At 58.1% G+C, this 16,586-nt stretch carries 13 protein-coding genes; all 13 read right to left on the bottom strand.

Annotated features, from left to right (window positions below):
- Positions 1-2 precede the first annotated feature (2 nt).
- Positions 3-920 carry a formylglycine-generating enzyme family protein gene (locus tag Q7U39_05980; protein MDO9117484.1) on the bottom strand — a complete coding sequence of 306 codons (918 nt, stop codon included), beginning with the start codon at positions 918-920 and terminating at the stop codon, positions 3-5.
- Positions 921-959: 39 nt separating this feature from the next.
- The gene (locus Q7U39_05975) at positions 960-1,355 is read right to left on the bottom strand and encodes a hypothetical protein (GenBank protein MDO9117483.1); all 396 of its coding nucleotides are present in this window, start codon (positions 1,353-1,355) and stop codon (positions 960-962) included.
- 20 nt (positions 1,356-1,375) lie between these two features.
- The gene (locus Q7U39_05970) at positions 1,376-2,032 is read right to left on the bottom strand and encodes a DUF3047 domain-containing protein (GenBank protein MDO9117482.1); all 657 of its coding nucleotides are present in this window, start codon (positions 2,030-2,032) and stop codon (positions 1,376-1,378) included.
- A gap of 19 nt (positions 2,033-2,051) precedes the next feature.
- Positions 2,052-3,932, bottom strand: a complete 1,881-nt coding sequence (locus Q7U39_05965; protein ID MDO9117481.1) for a cytochrome ubiquinol oxidase subunit I — start codon at positions 3,930-3,932, stop codon at positions 2,052-2,054.
- 4 nt (positions 3,933-3,936) lie between these two features.
- Positions 3,937-5,016: a hypothetical protein gene (locus Q7U39_05960; protein ID MDO9117480.1), complete on the bottom strand. Its 1,080-nt coding sequence runs from the start codon at positions 5,014-5,016 to the stop codon at positions 3,937-3,939.
- Between the two features lie 90 nt (positions 5,017-5,106).
- Positions 5,107-5,601: a PCP reductase family protein gene (locus Q7U39_05955; protein ID MDO9117479.1), complete on the bottom strand. Its 495-nt coding sequence runs from the start codon at positions 5,599-5,601 to the stop codon at positions 5,107-5,109.
- 4 nt (positions 5,602-5,605) lie between these two features.
- Positions 5,606-6,319 carry a DUF420 domain-containing protein gene (locus tag Q7U39_05950; protein MDO9117478.1) on the bottom strand — a complete coding sequence of 238 codons (714 nt, stop codon included), beginning with the start codon at positions 6,317-6,319 and terminating at the stop codon, positions 5,606-5,608.
- Positions 6,320-6,326: 7 nt separating this feature from the next.
- The gene (locus Q7U39_05945) at positions 6,327-7,313 is read right to left on the bottom strand and encodes a methyltransferase (GenBank protein ID MDO9117477.1); all 987 of its coding nucleotides are present in this window, start codon (positions 7,311-7,313) and stop codon (positions 6,327-6,329) included.
- A 168-nt stretch (positions 7,314-7,481) separates the two neighbouring features.
- Positions 7,482-8,279 (bottom strand): hypothetical protein, encoded by a 798-nt coding sequence (locus Q7U39_05940; GenBank protein ID MDO9117476.1) that lies wholly within the window; start codon positions 8,277-8,279, stop codon positions 7,482-7,484.
- A gap of 217 nt (positions 8,280-8,496) precedes the next feature.
- Positions 8,497-9,861 (bottom strand): HEAT repeat domain-containing protein, encoded by a 1,365-nt coding sequence (locus Q7U39_05935; GenBank protein ID MDO9117475.1) that lies wholly within the window; start codon positions 9,859-9,861, stop codon positions 8,497-8,499.
- Positions 9,862-9,880: 19 nt separating this feature from the next.
- Positions 9,881-10,525: a hypothetical protein gene (locus tag Q7U39_05930; protein ID MDO9117474.1), complete on the bottom strand. Its 645-nt coding sequence runs from the start codon at positions 10,523-10,525 to the stop codon at positions 9,881-9,883.
- Positions 10,522-11,463, bottom strand: coding sequence for a carboxypeptidase regulatory-like domain-containing protein (locus Q7U39_05925; GenBank protein MDO9117473.1), 942 nt, complete (start codon positions 11,461-11,463; stop codon positions 10,522-10,524). The genes Q7U39_05930 and Q7U39_05925 overlap by 4 nt, the downstream gene beginning before the upstream one ends.
- A 139-nt stretch (positions 11,464-11,602) precedes the next feature.
- Complete coding sequence (locus tag Q7U39_05920) at positions 11,603-16,444, bottom strand: multicopper oxidase domain-containing protein (GenBank protein MDO9117472.1); 4,842 nt, start codon at positions 16,442-16,444, stop codon at positions 11,603-11,605.
- Between the last annotated feature and the right edge of the window lie 142 nt (positions 16,445-16,586).

Genomic DNA, 16,586 nt, shown 5'->3' with positions numbered 1-16,586 from the left:
CGCTACTGACCGACCGCATCGCCGCTCAGCTCCAAATCGCCGGCGCAACGAATTCCAATCGTAATATCATTCCGCCAATGCTTAGCCGCGAATCGTTTGGAGAGCCTGGCGTTTTGCTCGGTTTCCCTCCAGGAGCCACCACGCACCACTTTCAGATCACCCTCATCGGGCCCCTTCGGGTCACGATAGCCACCCTTTTTGTAGTAGTGCTCGTCATACGTATCCGCGACCCATTCGGCGACATTTCCCGTCATATCGTGCAATCCGTAGGGGCTCCGGCCGGCCTCAAACGAGCCGGGAGGCGCCAGATACTTGTATCCATCCTCAGGCCCATCCACATTGGCCACACCATTCATGAACTTGTCGCCCCAAGGGTATTTCCGTTTCCCCTCACCCCGCCCGGCCTTCTCCCATTCAGCCTCTGTCGGCAATCGCTTACCGGCCCACTTACAATAGGCGACCGCATCGTCCCAGGAAACGCTCATCGCCGCCAGCTCAGGCTTTAAGACTTTCGACTGGTCGTCTTCGAATACTTCAATCCTCGGGAGCTGCCGCTTGGTCATCTTGGCAAAACGCAGGTACTCATCCTGCGTCACTTCGTATCGATCGATAAAGAACCCTTTCAAGAACACCTGTCGCTCAGGCGCCTCATCCGGATCCCCATCGCTACTCCCCATCGTAAACGGCCCCGCCGGCACCTGCACCATCTCGCGCCCTTCATCGCCGATTCTCGTTTTATACATCGAGAAATCCTGCGCAACCGCCTTCGCCGCGACCGGGCGGGATTCCGTCTGGATACTCATGGCTAATTCCCGCATCTGCTTGGCCTTATATGACTCATAGACTAGCCCTGCGATCAGGAGAATGAATGACCCGAAGACAAAGACGATTGACCCGATCAGTACACCCCTGTTTTCCATAAGTCTCCACGCGCCCGGATAAATCTGACAAGACACCTATTAGCGAGCGTCCTGAGTCACCTCTTCAACCGACGCACCCGCCCCTTCGGCCTTGCGGGCCGCGCGCATATCCAACAACATCGAGACCTGAACTCCGAGAAATCCGCCCATGGCCGCCCCGGCACCGGCCCCATACGAGATCCGTTCCGGTCCGGCCAATAGCCAGGCCAGCAGACCGCCCAGGACTGTTCCAACTAAAATACTGATCAGAAACCGTCGCCCCCCGAGGAACCCTACGACACCCCCCATTACAAGCCCAATCCCAATCGCCAACGGTATGAATTCACTGCCCATGATGAGGCCAATCAGCGTTCCCACTGTCCCCATCACCACCACACCGAACACGATGTCCACGAGCTTTCTGATGGGAAGCCCCTGATCTCCAGCCCCAGTCATGGCAACTGCGACTCCCTCCGTTACTTGGCAGGACCGGCCACCAGCGAGCCGAAATCAATCTCCACTCCAGGCGCGGCAATGATCGAAATGCCCCAGGCCTTGGGCGCCGGCTCATGTTGATGAATGCGCTTGAAATCCTCATAAACATTCACACGCTCTTCAAACCACTGGCCGACGTCTTTAGTCCCGCTCTGCATAACGATCTCTGATCCGCTGAACATGCCGCCTTCCGTCAGGGTCCCTTCCGGCTTGGTCCCGCTCCAGACATACTTTGTGAACACCGGGATAAACAACAAATCGGTATCGAGCGAGGCATAGATCGCCGCGATTTGATCCGTTCCAGCCGGAGCCTTCAGCAAACGCCACCGCCAGGTGAGCACGGGATAGGCTTTGGGATCCCAGTCGATCTTCTTTTTCTTGATCCGTTGTCCGGCATCTTTGGCCGACAAAAAATTTACACCATTTTCAGTTTGCACCTTATACGCGTCGCGCCCCTTGGAATGACTGCGCTGGTTCTCGTGATCCCAGGACGAGGGAAAACCATCCGCTTCTTTCCCTTGGAAATCTTCCAGCACCAACACTTGGCTTTCTGCATAGACTGACTTAGTGATGACGGTTCCGACACACAACGCCATACTCGCCAGAGCCACTACACTCCACACCATCCGACCATTCATAGGCGTTTCGACCCTTTCTTTACGATGAGGCTTCTTGCGACGAGGAGGGAGCCAACGCCGGCGCCTGCTCCTCGAAAAACTCTTCTCCCATTACTGGCTGCTGTTCGCGCTGACACATCCAAAAGAGCGCGAACACCGCTCCCCAAAACACCACCATGTTTAGCGTGACCATTTTCGCAGCAAACTCTAGATCGGGAGTAAACGCCCAGGGAGAGACATCGGCCATCAGCTCGCTGACGTGCCAGGACAGACGCCCGGACGATCGAATGTAGCCCATCAACCCCATCACCCAGGTAAACGCCGCGGCCAAGCCGAAGAGCCCCACCATGCCGCGCACCGAAATCTTCCCCCATTGCACGGGGCCGTGCACCACCGAGCCCCGCAGCATGAGACGGTTGATCACGACACCTGCCAGAATCACCGTCAATGTCGTAAAGGCTTGGGGCGACGACAATCCCACGCGGATCTTCGCGGGCAAATAGAAGCCGTAGATCGACAGCCAGATCACATTCACGAGACCCACCGTGTACAAGGTCCCGATCAGAAGATTCCCTGTCTTCACCCAGGACACCGTCATCGTTCGATTGGCACGCCGATAGTAGAGAAAGCTGAGCGCCGTGATGAGAATCATCACATTGACTGCGCCGTTCTTTGCTGACATAACTCCGTAATTCCCGACCACCGGATGCTGTGCCCCGCCCATCGCCTTCACTTCCGCCCCTGACATCAAGACCGTATGCGGCGTCAACCAGATGAAGAGGGCCATCGTCAGCACGCCAAGCAGGAACTGGTAGTACGGCTGGTAGCGCTCCCCGCCCTTGATTCGCGCCATACTCTGCCAAATGTAGTAGTTGATCCCTAAGAGCAACGCCCCGATCAGCAGCGCCTGCACGACAAAGAGCCAGGTCAGTAAGCCGCCCATCATGGTCACGCCCATGCTCTGGCTGAAGGCATACACCGAACGCATCAGCCAATACCCGGCGATCGGCATCGGCAGCAACGCACAGACCGTGACGAACAGAAAGATGTAGCCTACCCAGTCGTAATAGGCCCGCTCTTCGCTGGTCTTGCTGGTGAAAAACCGGTAACAGGCATAGGCCAGCACCACCGCCCCGCCGGACATAATGTCCGCGAGAAATCGATGGACGTTCAGGGGATTCCAGAGAGCGGAATGGAGCAAGTGCCAAACATTCCCAAGAAACCGGCCCTGCGCATCGACGCCGGCCGGCGCCATCATAAACGCCGACCAGGCGTTGGCCAGCAAGAGCAACGATGTCCCGAAGATATTCGTCAGAATGCCGATGGCGGCGTGAATCCACTTCAACCCGCGTTCAGCCATCCGATTCCAGCTGTAGTAATAGATGATCAGCAGCAGCGACTCTCCGACAAACACGATGGCATAGACCGGCATGAACGACTTGAACGTCCCGCCCATATACTTCATGAACGACGGGTAGAAGTAGATGAACATGGACAACATGAGGCTCCCGACCACCGCGGTCACCGAGAGAGCCAGCAAGGCGACCTTCGCCAAGTCTCGGGCCAAGCCGTCATAGCGAAGCGACAACGCCGGCTTTTTCGTAATCAATCCGGCAAACTCCAGCAAGGCACAAAACAGCGGCAGCGCGAGGACAAATCCTCCAAAGTAGGTATGCTGCTGCGTCACGAACCAGACCAGGAGCCGGCTATCGAATGAACCAACCCGTGAATAGACGGTCTCATGAGGTCCCGGAGCCGGCGGACCTTGCGGCGTGCCCTCTGTGCCAAAGTACAAGTCCGTCGTGCCTTCGGCAAACGACAGACTCGGTCCATTCCCGATCACGGGCAACAGAGCGGCCAGAATTGTGACACACACAACCACTGCGATCATGGAACCGGTCATCCAGCTGCGACGACGCATACGACTACCCCTTTGATCCCGTCTTGCTTAAGGCCATGTCGCCGGCCAGTCCGTTCATGCTGCCGGACGCATTTGCCGACTTGCCAAGAATCCCCATTACGAAGGGACAACGCAGCATCCCGCTCGATAACTGCGGCGCCTGCTCATCTTCGACTTGCCGGCGATGACCCAGATAGTACCCGTACAGCGTCATGATCGCCGTAACCAACGCGCCCCCTACAACGGCCTGCCCTGTCGCCATTCCTGGCTGCCTGCCGACAAACAGCACCAGACCCATGACAACCAAATAGTACGTGGACGCAAAGGCCATCCCGGGCCACCACCAATACTTCAATAACTCGGTCGGCGCTGTCCGCTTAAGTGTCTCCACCCATGCCACGGAGGGGCGCAAGCCACCGAAATACGCGCACAGCGTGAGGGCACCGCCCAATACGGTGACGCCCAGTAACTGAGCCAACGCAGCCATCTGCCCATCGGCGATCACCTGCCCGGACAGTCCCATCAAGCCGCCGACGCCCAGACCGACGAGTCCCCACGGCCCCACCTGAGAGAGCCGACTCTGCACTAAGGTACGAAGCGCGGCTCCATCCGGAAAGGTGAGAAACAGGCGTCCCTGAACCGCAAGCTTCCGCACATAGCCGATTTCAAACGCATCGCGGGCCACCGACGTACAGGAGATAATGATCGCCATCATGGCCGGACCATCCGGATGCTGTAGATAGCTGTACCCCACCACCCACAACAGTGCGAGCACCAAGAGAGAGAGCTGGATCCCGTAGACGGCGCCAATCCAGCCGGCCAGCCAAACCAGGAGTCGGCTCCCATCTTCTCGTGCGATCACCGTCCACGAAGCAGATCGTCCAACTCGATAGGCCAAGAGTGCGGTGACCATCGCCACCAGACTGCTCACGGCCAGCAAGACAAGCGGCTCCGTCAACGGCACTACATGCTTTGCGAGGCGATAGACCCCGAACGCAACCAATCCCGGCACAAACATGACGAGACGCTTCTGCTTGCGTACGGCATCTTCCGTCACCGCCAGGCTCAGGCTCGGAAGCACCCGCAATGCCATTCGATGCAACATCACAACTCCAGTGATGGGTGATAGGTGATGGGTGACAAGTAATGGAAAACGCGCATTCCTCTTCGCTCATCACTCATCACAGATCGCTCATCACGCTTTCTGCGCCGCCATTCCAAAATACTTGGCCTTGAGTTCTTCCATCAGGGCCACCGTGATTCGCGTCTGTCCGCGATCGGCCGCCGTTCGTTCCAGTTCAACCTTCGCCATCGCGCGGACGGGAGCCGGCACTTTACTCAGACGCCGTTCCGCCTCAGCATCCCATTCAATCCGCTCGCCGGTGCGCGGGCGAAGCAGCACATCGTACGTCACGACCCGTTCGCCACGCGTCCGCAGATCCTGCTCGACCTCGTCCCGAAATAGCGGCGCCAAATACGGCGGCATTCTTTCAAGCCGATGCAAGGCATCGTCCGTCCACGTCAGTCGATCGACCAAACCGTTCATCTGTCCGGCCGGGACATCCACGCCGACTTTGAGCCCGCAGCCGCGACATTCCGATCTGATAAACCACTGGAGCGCCCCATCATCGTACGCTCGCTCTTCAATGCCCTCGGTATGCATCCAGCGCCCGCAACCACAGGTCAACATAGGGCTATCCAATCTTGCCGGGATACAGAATGTAGAGCATCGTGTACGTAAAGGTGCCGGTGGCAAACAGGATGCAATAGATGACCATCGTAAATCGGCCCAGCGCGCGATGCCGACGGCCGCCGTCCGGCCAAATACGCTGGATCGTGATCTCCACCGCGAGCACGATCCCGACCAACAACAGAAGCCCGAGATACACCTCCAGCTTCCGCATGGAGAAACCGGCCGTCGCCACACGGGAGAAAAACAGCCCGAGCACCACCACCGTGACTCCACCGAAGATCAGTCCGACCTTCTTCCACGTCGTCAACAGTATCGACTCGCGCAACGACCGCACTCCGTCGACCACTTGCTGCGAGCGAAACCCCAGGACGATCATATAGACCGCCATGACCAATCCGATGATGACGAGAATAATGTGGAACGTCAGGACCGGGATAAAGACATAGTCGTACAGCGCCTGCGACCCCCCAAAGCCTTCTTTGCCCTCCACCGCCAGCACACCCAATTGCCGGAACAAATAGTAGGCGATGAAGAAGCTGAGCATCGAGATCATCCCGCCCAGCATCAACCAATGATGGGCGTCGGCCTTGCGCTGTTTCGCCTGGATCCAGCCCAGAATAAACAAACCGGTGAAGAGCGTCGCCATGAACTGGCTCAAGTCCGCGCCGATCGTGGCATGCGTCCCGAGAAATCCAGGATCTTTGAGCCAGTCCATCACACGCTTACCTTGTCCCTTTCAGGCCCTGTACCACAGCGGTTTTCTCCAGCTCGGCAGCCGAGGAAAACCCTGCGGCAGTCATCCATTGAATGGCGTCGCTGGTCTTGTAGCAGCCACCCTGTTGCGTGTTGACCAAAATGTGGACCGCAAAAGCCGTCGTCCAGGCAGGACCGGTCCCCGCCTCATCCAGAAACCGATCCTTAATAATCAACCGTCCTCCCGGCGCCAAATGAGCCAGGACTTTCTTCACAAGCGCGGCATTGGTCTCAAAGGTCTGGTAATGCAGAATGTCGGACATCAGTACGACATCATAGGGACCGCCGAGGCTATCCGTATTGAAGTTCCCCGGAAGCAGCGCAATCCGTGAGTCGAAACCGGCTTCCTTGACCGTCTTCTCCGTTAAACGCAATGTGGCAGGAAGATCAAAAACGGTGGCCGTGAGTTCGGGATAGGTCTGACAAAAGGCAATCGCATTCGTTCCCGCACCACCGCCAAGATCCAACATGCGAACGGGGCCGGCCAGGCTCAGCCGTTTGGCAAATTCAGGCCCGCTCTGCTGGCCGATCCGGTGAAGTACGGCGAGTACATTGGTACCCAATTCAGGATCCGTCTCAAAGACATGTCGATCGACGGCCCGCTGCCCTGTTCGAATGGTCTGCTCTAACTTTCCCCAATTCTCCCATTCTGCATCGTGCAGCAGGAGCAAGTGCCCGATATATTGAGGGGAATGCTTGACGAGATGAGTGGCCGCTGCCGCTGAATTGCCGTATGCCTCAGCCTCTTTATTCAACAATCGCATCGCAACCAGCGCATTTAAGAGAAGCGTCAGGGTCGGCTCATGGGCGCCAAGACGGCTGGCGACCTCCTGAGCCGTTTTCCCTTTCCCATCGAGACAGGAAAAGAGGTCCAGGCGCACGCCGGTCAGGAGAATTTTCGTCTCCCAGTAATACCCGAGTTGAAAGATTTCGGCGAGCGAGAATTCTCGTGACACACCAATCCCCTTGAAGCATCCTGACTCAGAAAATTGGCATCTTACCCAGTTCAGAAAGTGAAAGGCAAGGCGACTCAGCCGGGGGAAAACTCAGCAGAAACACAAAGGGCAGCGGATTGCTCCGCTGCCCTTTGTGGCGGGATGGTCCCGCTGAAACTGGAAACAGGCTTACTTGATTTCAGCCTTGAGGTCAGCCTTCCCGCCTTCAGGAACATCCACCTCGAACTCCACCTTCTTGCCCTTGGCGGCAAACGGATGCCAGGCCACCACTTTGTGCTTGCCGGCCGGGACATCCTTGAGCTCGAATGTACCATCGTCCTTCACCACGGCGAAGTGTGCATTCGTCACCGGGAGGAAGAACGACTGCATGAACTCATGCTGGTCGCACTGTAACCGATAGAAGCCATCCTTCTCAGCGCCACCACGGAACACAACCGGCTTCTCCAACTTATCGCCCTTCTTGGCCAAACCGATATTGAAACCGGTTGCCGAGCTCGAACCCTTCACCACGAAGCTATGCGGATTGTGAAGGACGCCCAATGTCGACTTGGGGTCATCGGGGTCGGCATCTTGATTTTCGACCTTGAAATTCTTGTTATTCACAACCACGCCAGAGAACGGGAGGAACTCACAGAACGCCGCGACAACTTCGGTGCCCGCGTACCCATCCATGAACGCCTTGTCTTCGATATCGACCACGGCAACGACCGCACCCTTCAGACCGCCATCCTTACCCACTTCGACGGTCTTCAAGAAGCGCTTATCGCCATCCATCAAGCTCTTGTTCGGGTTCTTCGGGCAGAACTTGGGGTTCGGGAACTTGGCGAAGGAGAATTCCTTCTGTTCAGCCTTCCCGGCATAGGTTACTTTCCCGGCAACGGTTCCGCCGGCATTCGCCAAGAGCGGGGCTGCCACCAACGCCACCGCGGCCGCACCAAACACAACTGATAACGCACCCTTCTTCATGAGACTGCCTCCTTGTGATGAACTAACTGCCCTGATTTCTCACTCGTGGTTCCCTTCCATCAACCCACCGGCCTGCTGAGAGGAATGAAGGGATCACTTCCTCTCTGGTGTACTCGATCGCATCACGCTGGCGAGGCTGATCGTAGACCGAGTGTATATATAAAAGTCTACCTTACTCTGTCAATCTGAAACAAGAGGGCAGACTCATGCGCCCCCACTAGGGTTTCGATTGGAGCAGATGCAAAAGTCCTCCTGCAGCCGTCGCCCGGACGGCTTCATTGGCATCGTGCATCCCCTCCATCATCAGGGGAATCACTTCACGATCTCCGATATGGCCCAGGGACCGAAGAGCGACAATCTTGGGACCGGGTAACGTATCGGCCGTGAGGCCACCCAAAAACGCGATCGCGTCTTTGGCGTTCGTCTTGGTCGCTTTCCCGAGCGCAAAGGCAATCGAAGCGCGGGCGGCCGTATCGTTTTGCTGCGCGAGCCCTCTGGCAGTCTCGGCCACCATCTCAAACGGTTGACCGAGTTGAAGCAAGGACGCCACCGCCGCCGCCCGTACCGTCACCTGTCCATCCCCCAATAACTGCTTGATGGCCGGGACAGATTCAATCGTACCTAACTCTGCCAGGCTCGACACGGCGGATTCTCGTACCGCCGGGATGGGATCCTTCAATAACAGTTCGATCTTCTCGCGAGCCTCTTTCCGTCCGAGTTGCCCCAGCCCTCTCGCCGCAGTCCCCCGTACGGAAGGCTGTGCGTAGGTTAAGAGCTCCGTCATCAGGGGCGCACCCCGCTGATCCTTCAGGTCGGCGATGGCCCGCATGGCATCGGTCCGATCGTCCGGGTTGGCCGCATCGGCGACCTTCCGCAACTCATCCCAGGCCTCTTTTTTCCCCAGCCGGATGAGCGCCGCAAACGCGGCAATCCGTACCGGCGAAAGTTCGTCCTTCGCCGCAGCCTCAATGAGGGGCAGGACGGAAGCATCTCCGGAGCGCCCGAGCGCTTTGACGACACGCGCTTTGACCAGTCCCGCCTGATCCTCAATCGCCCCGCGCAACTTCTTCGACTTTCGCCCGGCTTCCGAGCGACCCAGCCCTTCGACCGCCAAGACGCGCACCGGCCCGGACCCATCGCTCAATCCGTCCTCAAACAGGGGCACCGCCTCATGAACGTCAATTTCCTTCAGTGCCGTGTAAGCCGCCCCGCGCATTTGCTCGCGCATGTCCTTCACAAGCACCACAATCAAGCCCAGCGCCACCTCGCGAAGCACCGGCTCATCATCCCGCTTGAGAGACTGGGCCAGCAGGTCGTACTCATCCAACGCGTCTTTCGGCTTGCCCAGATTGATCAGGGACCGGATCTTGAGCCGCCTGACATCAGGGGCAGCAGTTTTGTCCTTATCGAGCTTGGCCAGTTCATCGAGCACCTGCTGATAGGCTTTCTTCTCAAAGGCCGCGTGGGCTTCTTTGGGAACCGCCGCCGCCCCGGCCGTGAGCACAGACGGATCGAGCCATGCAAACACGCATAGAAATCCTGCGATTGCCACAACACTCTGATTGCGAACCATGTGCGTCATCAATGTTCCTTGTCGCCCACTACCCCTGCACTCTCGGACCTGCAGGACTTGCCCGTTTTTTATACCCGGGGGGTTCATCGAAATAGTAGTCCGGCTGGGGAGAGAGCCGAATCCGCTCATACTCCACGGACCAGTCTCGATCGCGGCTCACCAGCTTCAACACAATCCCGGCTTCCACATCAACCCATTCAAAAAACCGCTCCACCCGGCCGTGGCGATCCGTCTGCACCTCGAACAACTGCGCCGGCCGGCCAACCGCCGTCGCATCCCCGATCAAGACCCGTTCTTTCTCACCGGGCAATGTGGGCCGGACCGGCAACACGTCGTCCACGTCTACCGGCGTCACCAGGAGTTCTTTCCGCTGTGCGAGAAGATACCAGGTTTCGGCTTTGTCCAGACGAATAATCTCAATCGCGGCATACCCGTAGTCGGTCTTCAACGCGTATTTATACTCCAACCGAATCCGGTCGCCTTTCGCAAACACCTGCGCCTGATGCTTCTTGCCCTCTACGTGCTTGATCAGCGTCCCCGAAAACTCCGCACCCTTCGCGGCAGACTCTTCACTCCAGGCAGGGTTGCCGGCCGACACTGTCAGCAGCGCAAGCACGACGGCGGCCAGGCCACTTCGCAGACTTTGAGCAATGCACGTAACGAGACCGATCAATGCTGATGTTCCACAAGCGGCTGGATATCGATCGAATAGCCCAGGGACTCCGGACCGAAACGGGGATTGTCCATCACCTTGTAGGCGGACCGATTTCCTTTGGGAGCCTGTAGCGAGAGCTGTTCCGTCAGTTTGCCGTCAGCCTGGATCGTGACCATCTTCGTCAGGCCGGGACCGGTCTGTGGATGCCATACCACCAACTGGTAGGTCCCCGGTGGAATGTGATCGATCTTGAAGGCACCCGCATGATCGGTCAGCGCATAGTAGGGATTATTGACCGCCATCGCCCAGCTTTCCATGTACGCGTGAAAGCCGCACTGCATATAAAAGGTCCGGCGGCCCTTGTTCAAATACACCGGCCCCACCAGGGACGCTCCCGGCGCATGGTTATGCAGCGCATGAATATCGCCGCGACGATGCTGATGATTCATGACCAGCGGCGTGTTAAATAATGTCCTCGCGCCGGCTTCCGGGGACGTTTCATATCCTTGAATATCGTGCATCACCGGATCCATGTTAATGACTTCCACGGCATGGCCGTTCCGCACAATCGTCATGAACGGTTGAAACATGCAATCCCGCGCTTCGATCAGCGGCACGGAGGTTTCAAACGGCTTCCCTGCCTCTACCCCCTCCAGCAACACGATCGCGTCCTTCAGTCCGGCATCTGCGCTCACGACAAAATCGCGCAACAACCTCCATCCACGACCGTTTGAAATCCGCCCGCAATAGGCAGGGTCGGGAAAAGTGATGAGGTTGAAGCCCTTGGGCTCAGGGACCGCGCCCTCCAGCCGCACAATGCCTTCAATCGAACCACCGTGAGGCACGTCAATCACGTCATAGGCCAGCGCCGGAGACGCGCTTACCGCTATGAGCAGCAACCAGATGATTGCTATCTTTCCGTTGCCTGTGTTCTGCCGCCCTGCCTGGCCATTCATCGTAGGTGCCTCCGTAGAGAAATGAACTATCCAGTTGCAGTATCGTACCAAATGGCCGCTAGAAAGAAAAAGGGGGAAGCCTCGCGGCTTCCCCCTTCCATCTCATCCCTCATTCCTACTGAACGTAGGAGAAAAGAGGTTACTTCGCTGCGACCGGGATCACCTGCATCGGCTGTCCAACCGATGCACTCTTCATCCCGGCGCCAGTCCCGTGCAGCGGCAACAACCGCTGGTCACCGGACGGCAACACCCGCACATAGCCCCACTGGCCGGACTGCGAGTACGGCAACCGCTGGTTGCTGTACACGTAGTCGCCTGGCTGACGGTACGGACCGCCTGCCGAGGGGATAAAGGCATCAATCGTCTCGGAACCGGAGAACTCCACGACACTGATCTGGTCAGCGCCGCGCATGAACGGCTCAATCGGCCACTCGTGCTTTTCCACGCTGAACATCCCGTTCTGTTCATTGCTCACACCCAGGATGTGAATCCGGACAGGATCGCCCGCATGCGCCTCGATGAGAGGCGTTGCCGGATCCTCAGGCTTGTCGGCTTTGCAAGGCTGGAACACCTTGCCCAACGAACACCCCTGCTCTTCCCGGAACTTGTAGGGTTCGGACCGATAGTTCACGCCGGTCAAACCGGCCACATTTTGCACATAGGGCATGAAGCTCGTGCCGATGATGTTGTCTTCGTCCTGGAAGAACAACGCCACGTCACGATAGTTCGGCCGATTCTCCATCCCGGGCATCGAGTGATCGAGGATCACGTCGGCCGCCCAGGCATTCTTGGTCGAGAGGTCGGCACCGGTCTTCGGATCGCGATACTTCGCACCCTTCGGACCCACCACAATGGCGCCGAACAGCCCGTTGCGCGGATTGGTCATCACATTGCCCCAATCCCAGACCAACGAGGTCGTTTCACCGTTAAAGGGATCCGCATAGTACGTATAGGTCCGCTCGGCGCCCGGAGCGATCGTCTGATCGCCGGGGTTATTGCCGATATTGGCGCCCATCGATTCCTTCGGATCAAAGGCCAAGCCGATGGCCGAGAAGGACGCCTTGCTTTCCTTCATCTTGTTCTTCAGGTTCACTTTCACGCAATCACCGACGTTGACACGAAGAGTCAGGGGCATCGGCTGCGCGCCGCTGGCCACCTTGGCGGTATCTTCTTCCAAGGCAAAGATCTTCGCGTCGGGATTGGTCATGAGAATCTTGCGCTCGAAGTCCACTTCGATGGTCTCAGGCGCCTTCGCGTTGAACTTCATGGATGGGAAATCCAATGCAACCACGTTGAACGACTTCACCGGAGCATCAGCCGGACAGACCGGCAATGACTTCGGGATTTCGCCCTTGCTGGAGAAGCCAGACGTGAGCTTCTTCAGGTCGGCCTGTTCCTTGTCATAGACACGAATGATGCCCCAGCCGCCTTCGGAGAACTTTGAAGACCGGCCGTTGAAGTGAATGTAGTCGCCCGCCTGGAAACGCGATCCACCGGCTTGGGGCACCACGAGGTCGTAGCGCTCGGCAATCCCGATATGAATCGAATTCTTCCGGTTGGCGTCACCCGCATAGCGCTCCGTCAAGAACGTGTGGCCGGACAAGGTCCAAACCATCGACTCGTTCATGAGGGTATGGAGGAGACGGAACACCATCGTGTCTCCCACATAGGCCCGCAGGGTCGGCGTATAGGGATCGCCGTGGATGCTGCTGTTGAAGATCTGCGACGAATCCGGATTGGTCGCCAACCGCTGCGCGATGGGACCGGCCCGGAAGTTCAGACCGCTGCCGGTGGTGTGCGTACCACCGTTCAGGAACGGCATCGGCGTCATGTAGATCTTTTCCGGCATCATGAACGACACGGTCTTTCCGGCCTCGAGCGCCACTTCGATCGGCTGCCCGGGAGGATTGCCCGCGGTCACAACGTTGACGGTGTGGGGCACGGTGTCGTGCACTTGCACCATCAATTCACGGAAGCTGTTGTTCACGCCATGACCCACCGGCTCGACGGTCCGGATGTCGGCGATGGGGCCGCTCCGGATGTCCTTGCCGCTCTTCGGATCATGGTAGGTCGAACCGACCGGCTCGGCGATGAAGGTACCGAACCCGCCGTGCGGCCAGGTGGTCGCACCGAACGCATGGTCGTGCCAGAACACGGTTCCCACGTCCGCATCGACCCAGAACCGCTGCCGGACGAATTCCACCGTGATGATGTCGTTCGCCGGATGGTCGTTCTTCAAGCCCTTCGCCAAAACGATCGTGTTGCCGTTGATCGCCTTGATGCGGGAGATTTCGTTGCCCTTCACGTTGTCGGCGCCCACCATGATGAGCGTCCCGACATGGTACTGCTTGGCGTTCTTCACGGAGAGGCTGGTCGCGCCCTTCTTGACCGCGCCCGTCAACACCGTGTTCATCGGGGCCGGAAGGCCCTTCTTGTTCTTCTTCTCCAGCATCGTGAACGGGCGGACTGACTGCTCGTACGAGAAGCCGGTGATAACGCCGTCCGACGCCTGGTTGTCGAACTGCAGGAAATGCCAGTGCGTGTTGATCTTCGAGGACTGGAAGTTCGTGTAGTCGTCGTCGTCCCACTCACTGGTCAGCGTCCAGTCCAAGCAATCATAGATATTGCCGCGGACCACCAGCGGATACTTCAGATCGTCGTTGGCGCGGATCGCCGCTTCTTCTTCATGGAGCACATAGATCAAGCCGTTCGGATCGATGACCGGCGGCTCTTTTCCCTGTGCCTTCGCAATCTTGATCGGCATCTTCACGAAGTGGACGTTGTAGCTCTTCCGTCCGGCATTTTCCGGGCAGAGGCTCCATACGCCGTTTTCACCGGGAAGCGCCTGATCGACACTCTCTTCACCGTTGGCATCCCGGCGGATCATTTCCAGCCAGGGCGCGCCGACGTGGTTCGGCGAGAACATCACGCGCCGACCAAAATGCGGCGTGAGATGCGGCCACGCCACCTTACCGGTCAACGGCTCAAACATGATCGGATGCCGCTTGCCCGGGTGTGTGGACTTGTACTTGGGATTATCGATCTCGCTTTCCTTTTCGCTCATCGCCACGTTGCCGTTCCACGCCCAATCGAGGACGGTGGCATCGTACGACTGAGTCTGACCCTTTTCGTCATCCTTGTGACCAGGCTTGCCCATCGTGGGCATCTGCATGGCAACCCAATCCTTGATATTGATGACGGCCGGGTTACCCTTCCAGTTGCTCTTGCCCTTATCGGTAATCGTAAACTGCTTGCCGAACCAGTCCACGGTCTGACCGATCAGCTTGTCGGAAGCGATTGGGGTCTTGATACGGCCCTTGCGATCCGGCAACTCACGAAGATCCGGCATCACGTCGTTCCGCAGCTCACCCTGCTGAATCGTGTTGTACACACGCCAGTAGCCCCACATGCCTGCGACATAGTGGTGCGCCACGTGGCAATGGAAGAGGAAGTCACCGGCCAACTGCTGGCAGAGACCGGAACCGCACTCGGTTTCCAGGTCGAGGGCTTCTGACGGCCCGATGACTTCCACGTCGACACGATCGGTCTTGGCACGAATGACCGGGTACTTGACCGGGCCGTTGGTGCTGGTCGCCCAGAGGTTCATGTCATCGATCGCCCGCGGGCTGCGCGGCCACCGGATCGTGCCTCCGTGCGGGTGGTGGCTGTGGAACACTTCCGAACCACCGTGGACCAGACGGAACTTTGCCGGGTCACCGATGTAGGAGCGGGGAATCGTCGGCGACGGATCGCCGAAGGTGTACGAGCTATAGCCCATCGACTCGTCTTCAAAGCCGAAGTACTCGTGCTGCACGTGCATGTTGTTGATGCCGAACGGCTCGCTGCGATAGTTGATCGCGCGGCCACCGGGACGATAGGCGTCCGTCAACGGATCGCGCTGCGGGAGGAAGTCGCCCTTCTTATTCAAGGGGCGGAACGCTTCATCGCCGACTTCATGGTAGTAGAGGACAAACTCGCGGAAGTCCGGGCCCGTCCCGTTCTTGATCATGACCTGCCAGCCGCTGGCGGCCGGAGTCGCATCGCCGCTGCCGAGCGCTTCCCAATAGGAAGAACCCCGGGGCTCCACGACGAAGGAACCGAACATGCCCATGACGGTCAGCTCGCGATCGTTGCTGAACGTATGGAACTGACGGACACCTTCCTGGGTGTTCGGGTGGATATACCACTCGTAATCGCCGCTCTTGTCCTTGGCGACAATTGTATCCGAGTTGGTCGTGGTGGCGGCGGCGCCTGTCGCGCTCACCACCATGGAGGATCCATGGATATGAAGGCTGACTTCTTCGCCGCCTTCGAGCTTGTTGCTCAGCTTGAGCTTGACGCAGTCGCCCTGGTTGGCTCGGATAGTCAACGGCTGAATCCACTGGGCTTGCACGCCGGCAATGACCGCGCCGGGATCGAACCCTTCCTTGTCGCGGGCTTCCTTGTTCTTCGCTTCTTCCGCGCGGACCTTGTCCAAATTCTCATCCAGCACGTACATGTAGCCGGGATAAAAATCGAGCCACTGATTCAGCGTGATCTCGACGTTGATCGCAGATACGTTGTACTGCTTCACCGGGGCGGTTGCGGGGCACTTGCCGCCGCCTACCATCGCCACCGGCTCAATGCGGGGATCGGACACCAACAACATGTCCTGTCCGCCCGCACCGTATTGGTGCATCATCGACTGGGTGTTGTACATACCGGTGTTGACGCCCTGAACCTGCGGATCATGGTTCATGTGTTCCATGATGCGCTGGTGCTGCTGCTCGACCATCGAGGACCGCTCGCCCCTTCCGGACATGGCGTCTTCGACGATTGTCTGACCCTTGAGTTGCTCCGCCCAGGCGGGGAGCTGGTGATTCATCGCCACATGGGACGATGCGCTCTCAGCGGATGCGAGCGGAGCCCATAAGAGAGCGACCGCCGCCATCGCACCGAGCATGCGGGTAGGCACACAAACCCGTGAAGTGTGAAAAAACATGGACCGGCCTCCTTGGTATGATGAACGACACAAACCCAAAAACATGAAACGAAATGCAAATGACGCTATGTATATAATCCCTTCATGCCTTGGAACGACACGAAGACATCGGAGCCTTTCAAAAGAGGCAGAACGATACTGA

Source organism: Nitrospira sp., assembly GCA_030653545.1.
GTDB lineage: Bacteria > Nitrospirota > Nitrospiria > Nitrospirales > Nitrospiraceae > Nitrospira_D.
Note: the sequence above shows the minus strand (reverse complement) of the source record. Positions and strands in the feature narration are given on the sequence as shown.

Coding starts and splice junctions, on each gene's coding strand:
- Q7U39_05980 (MDO9117484.1), bottom strand. CDS start 920: ATGGAAAACAGGGGTGTACTGATCGGGTCAATCGTCTTTGTCTTCGGG.
- Q7U39_05975 (MDO9117483.1), bottom strand. CDS start 1,355: ATGACTGGGGCTGGAGATCAGGGGCTTCCCATCAGAAAGCTCGTGGAC.
- Q7U39_05970 (MDO9117482.1), bottom strand. CDS start 2,032: ATGAATGGTCGGATGGTGTGGAGTGTAGTGGCTCTGGCGAGTATGGCG.
- Q7U39_05965 (MDO9117481.1), bottom strand. CDS start 3,932: ATGCGTCGTCGCAGCTGGATGACCGGTTCCATGATCGCAGTGGTTGTG.
- Q7U39_05960 (MDO9117480.1), bottom strand. CDS start 5,016: ATGTTGCATCGAATGGCATTGCGGGTGCTTCCGAGCCTGAGCCTGGCG.
- Q7U39_05955 (MDO9117479.1), bottom strand. CDS start 5,601: ATGTTGACCTGTGGTTGCGGGCGCTGGATGCATACCGAGGGCATTGAA.
- Q7U39_05950 (MDO9117478.1), bottom strand. CDS start 6,319: ATGGACTGGCTCAAAGATCCTGGATTTCTCGGGACGCATGCCACGATC.
- Q7U39_05940 (MDO9117476.1), bottom strand. CDS start 8,279: ATGAAGAAGGGTGCGTTATCAGTTGTGTTTGGTGCGGCCGCGGTGGCG.
- Q7U39_05935 (MDO9117475.1), bottom strand. CDS start 9,861: ATGACGCACATGGTTCGCAATCAGAGTGTTGTGGCAATCGCAGGATTT.
- Q7U39_05925 (MDO9117473.1), bottom strand. CDS start 11,463: ATGAATGGCCAGGCAGGGCGGCAGAACACAGGCAACGGAAAGATAGCA.
- Q7U39_05920 (MDO9117472.1), bottom strand. CDS start 16,444: ATGTTTTTTCACACTTCACGGGTTTGTGTGCCTACCCGCATGCTCGGT.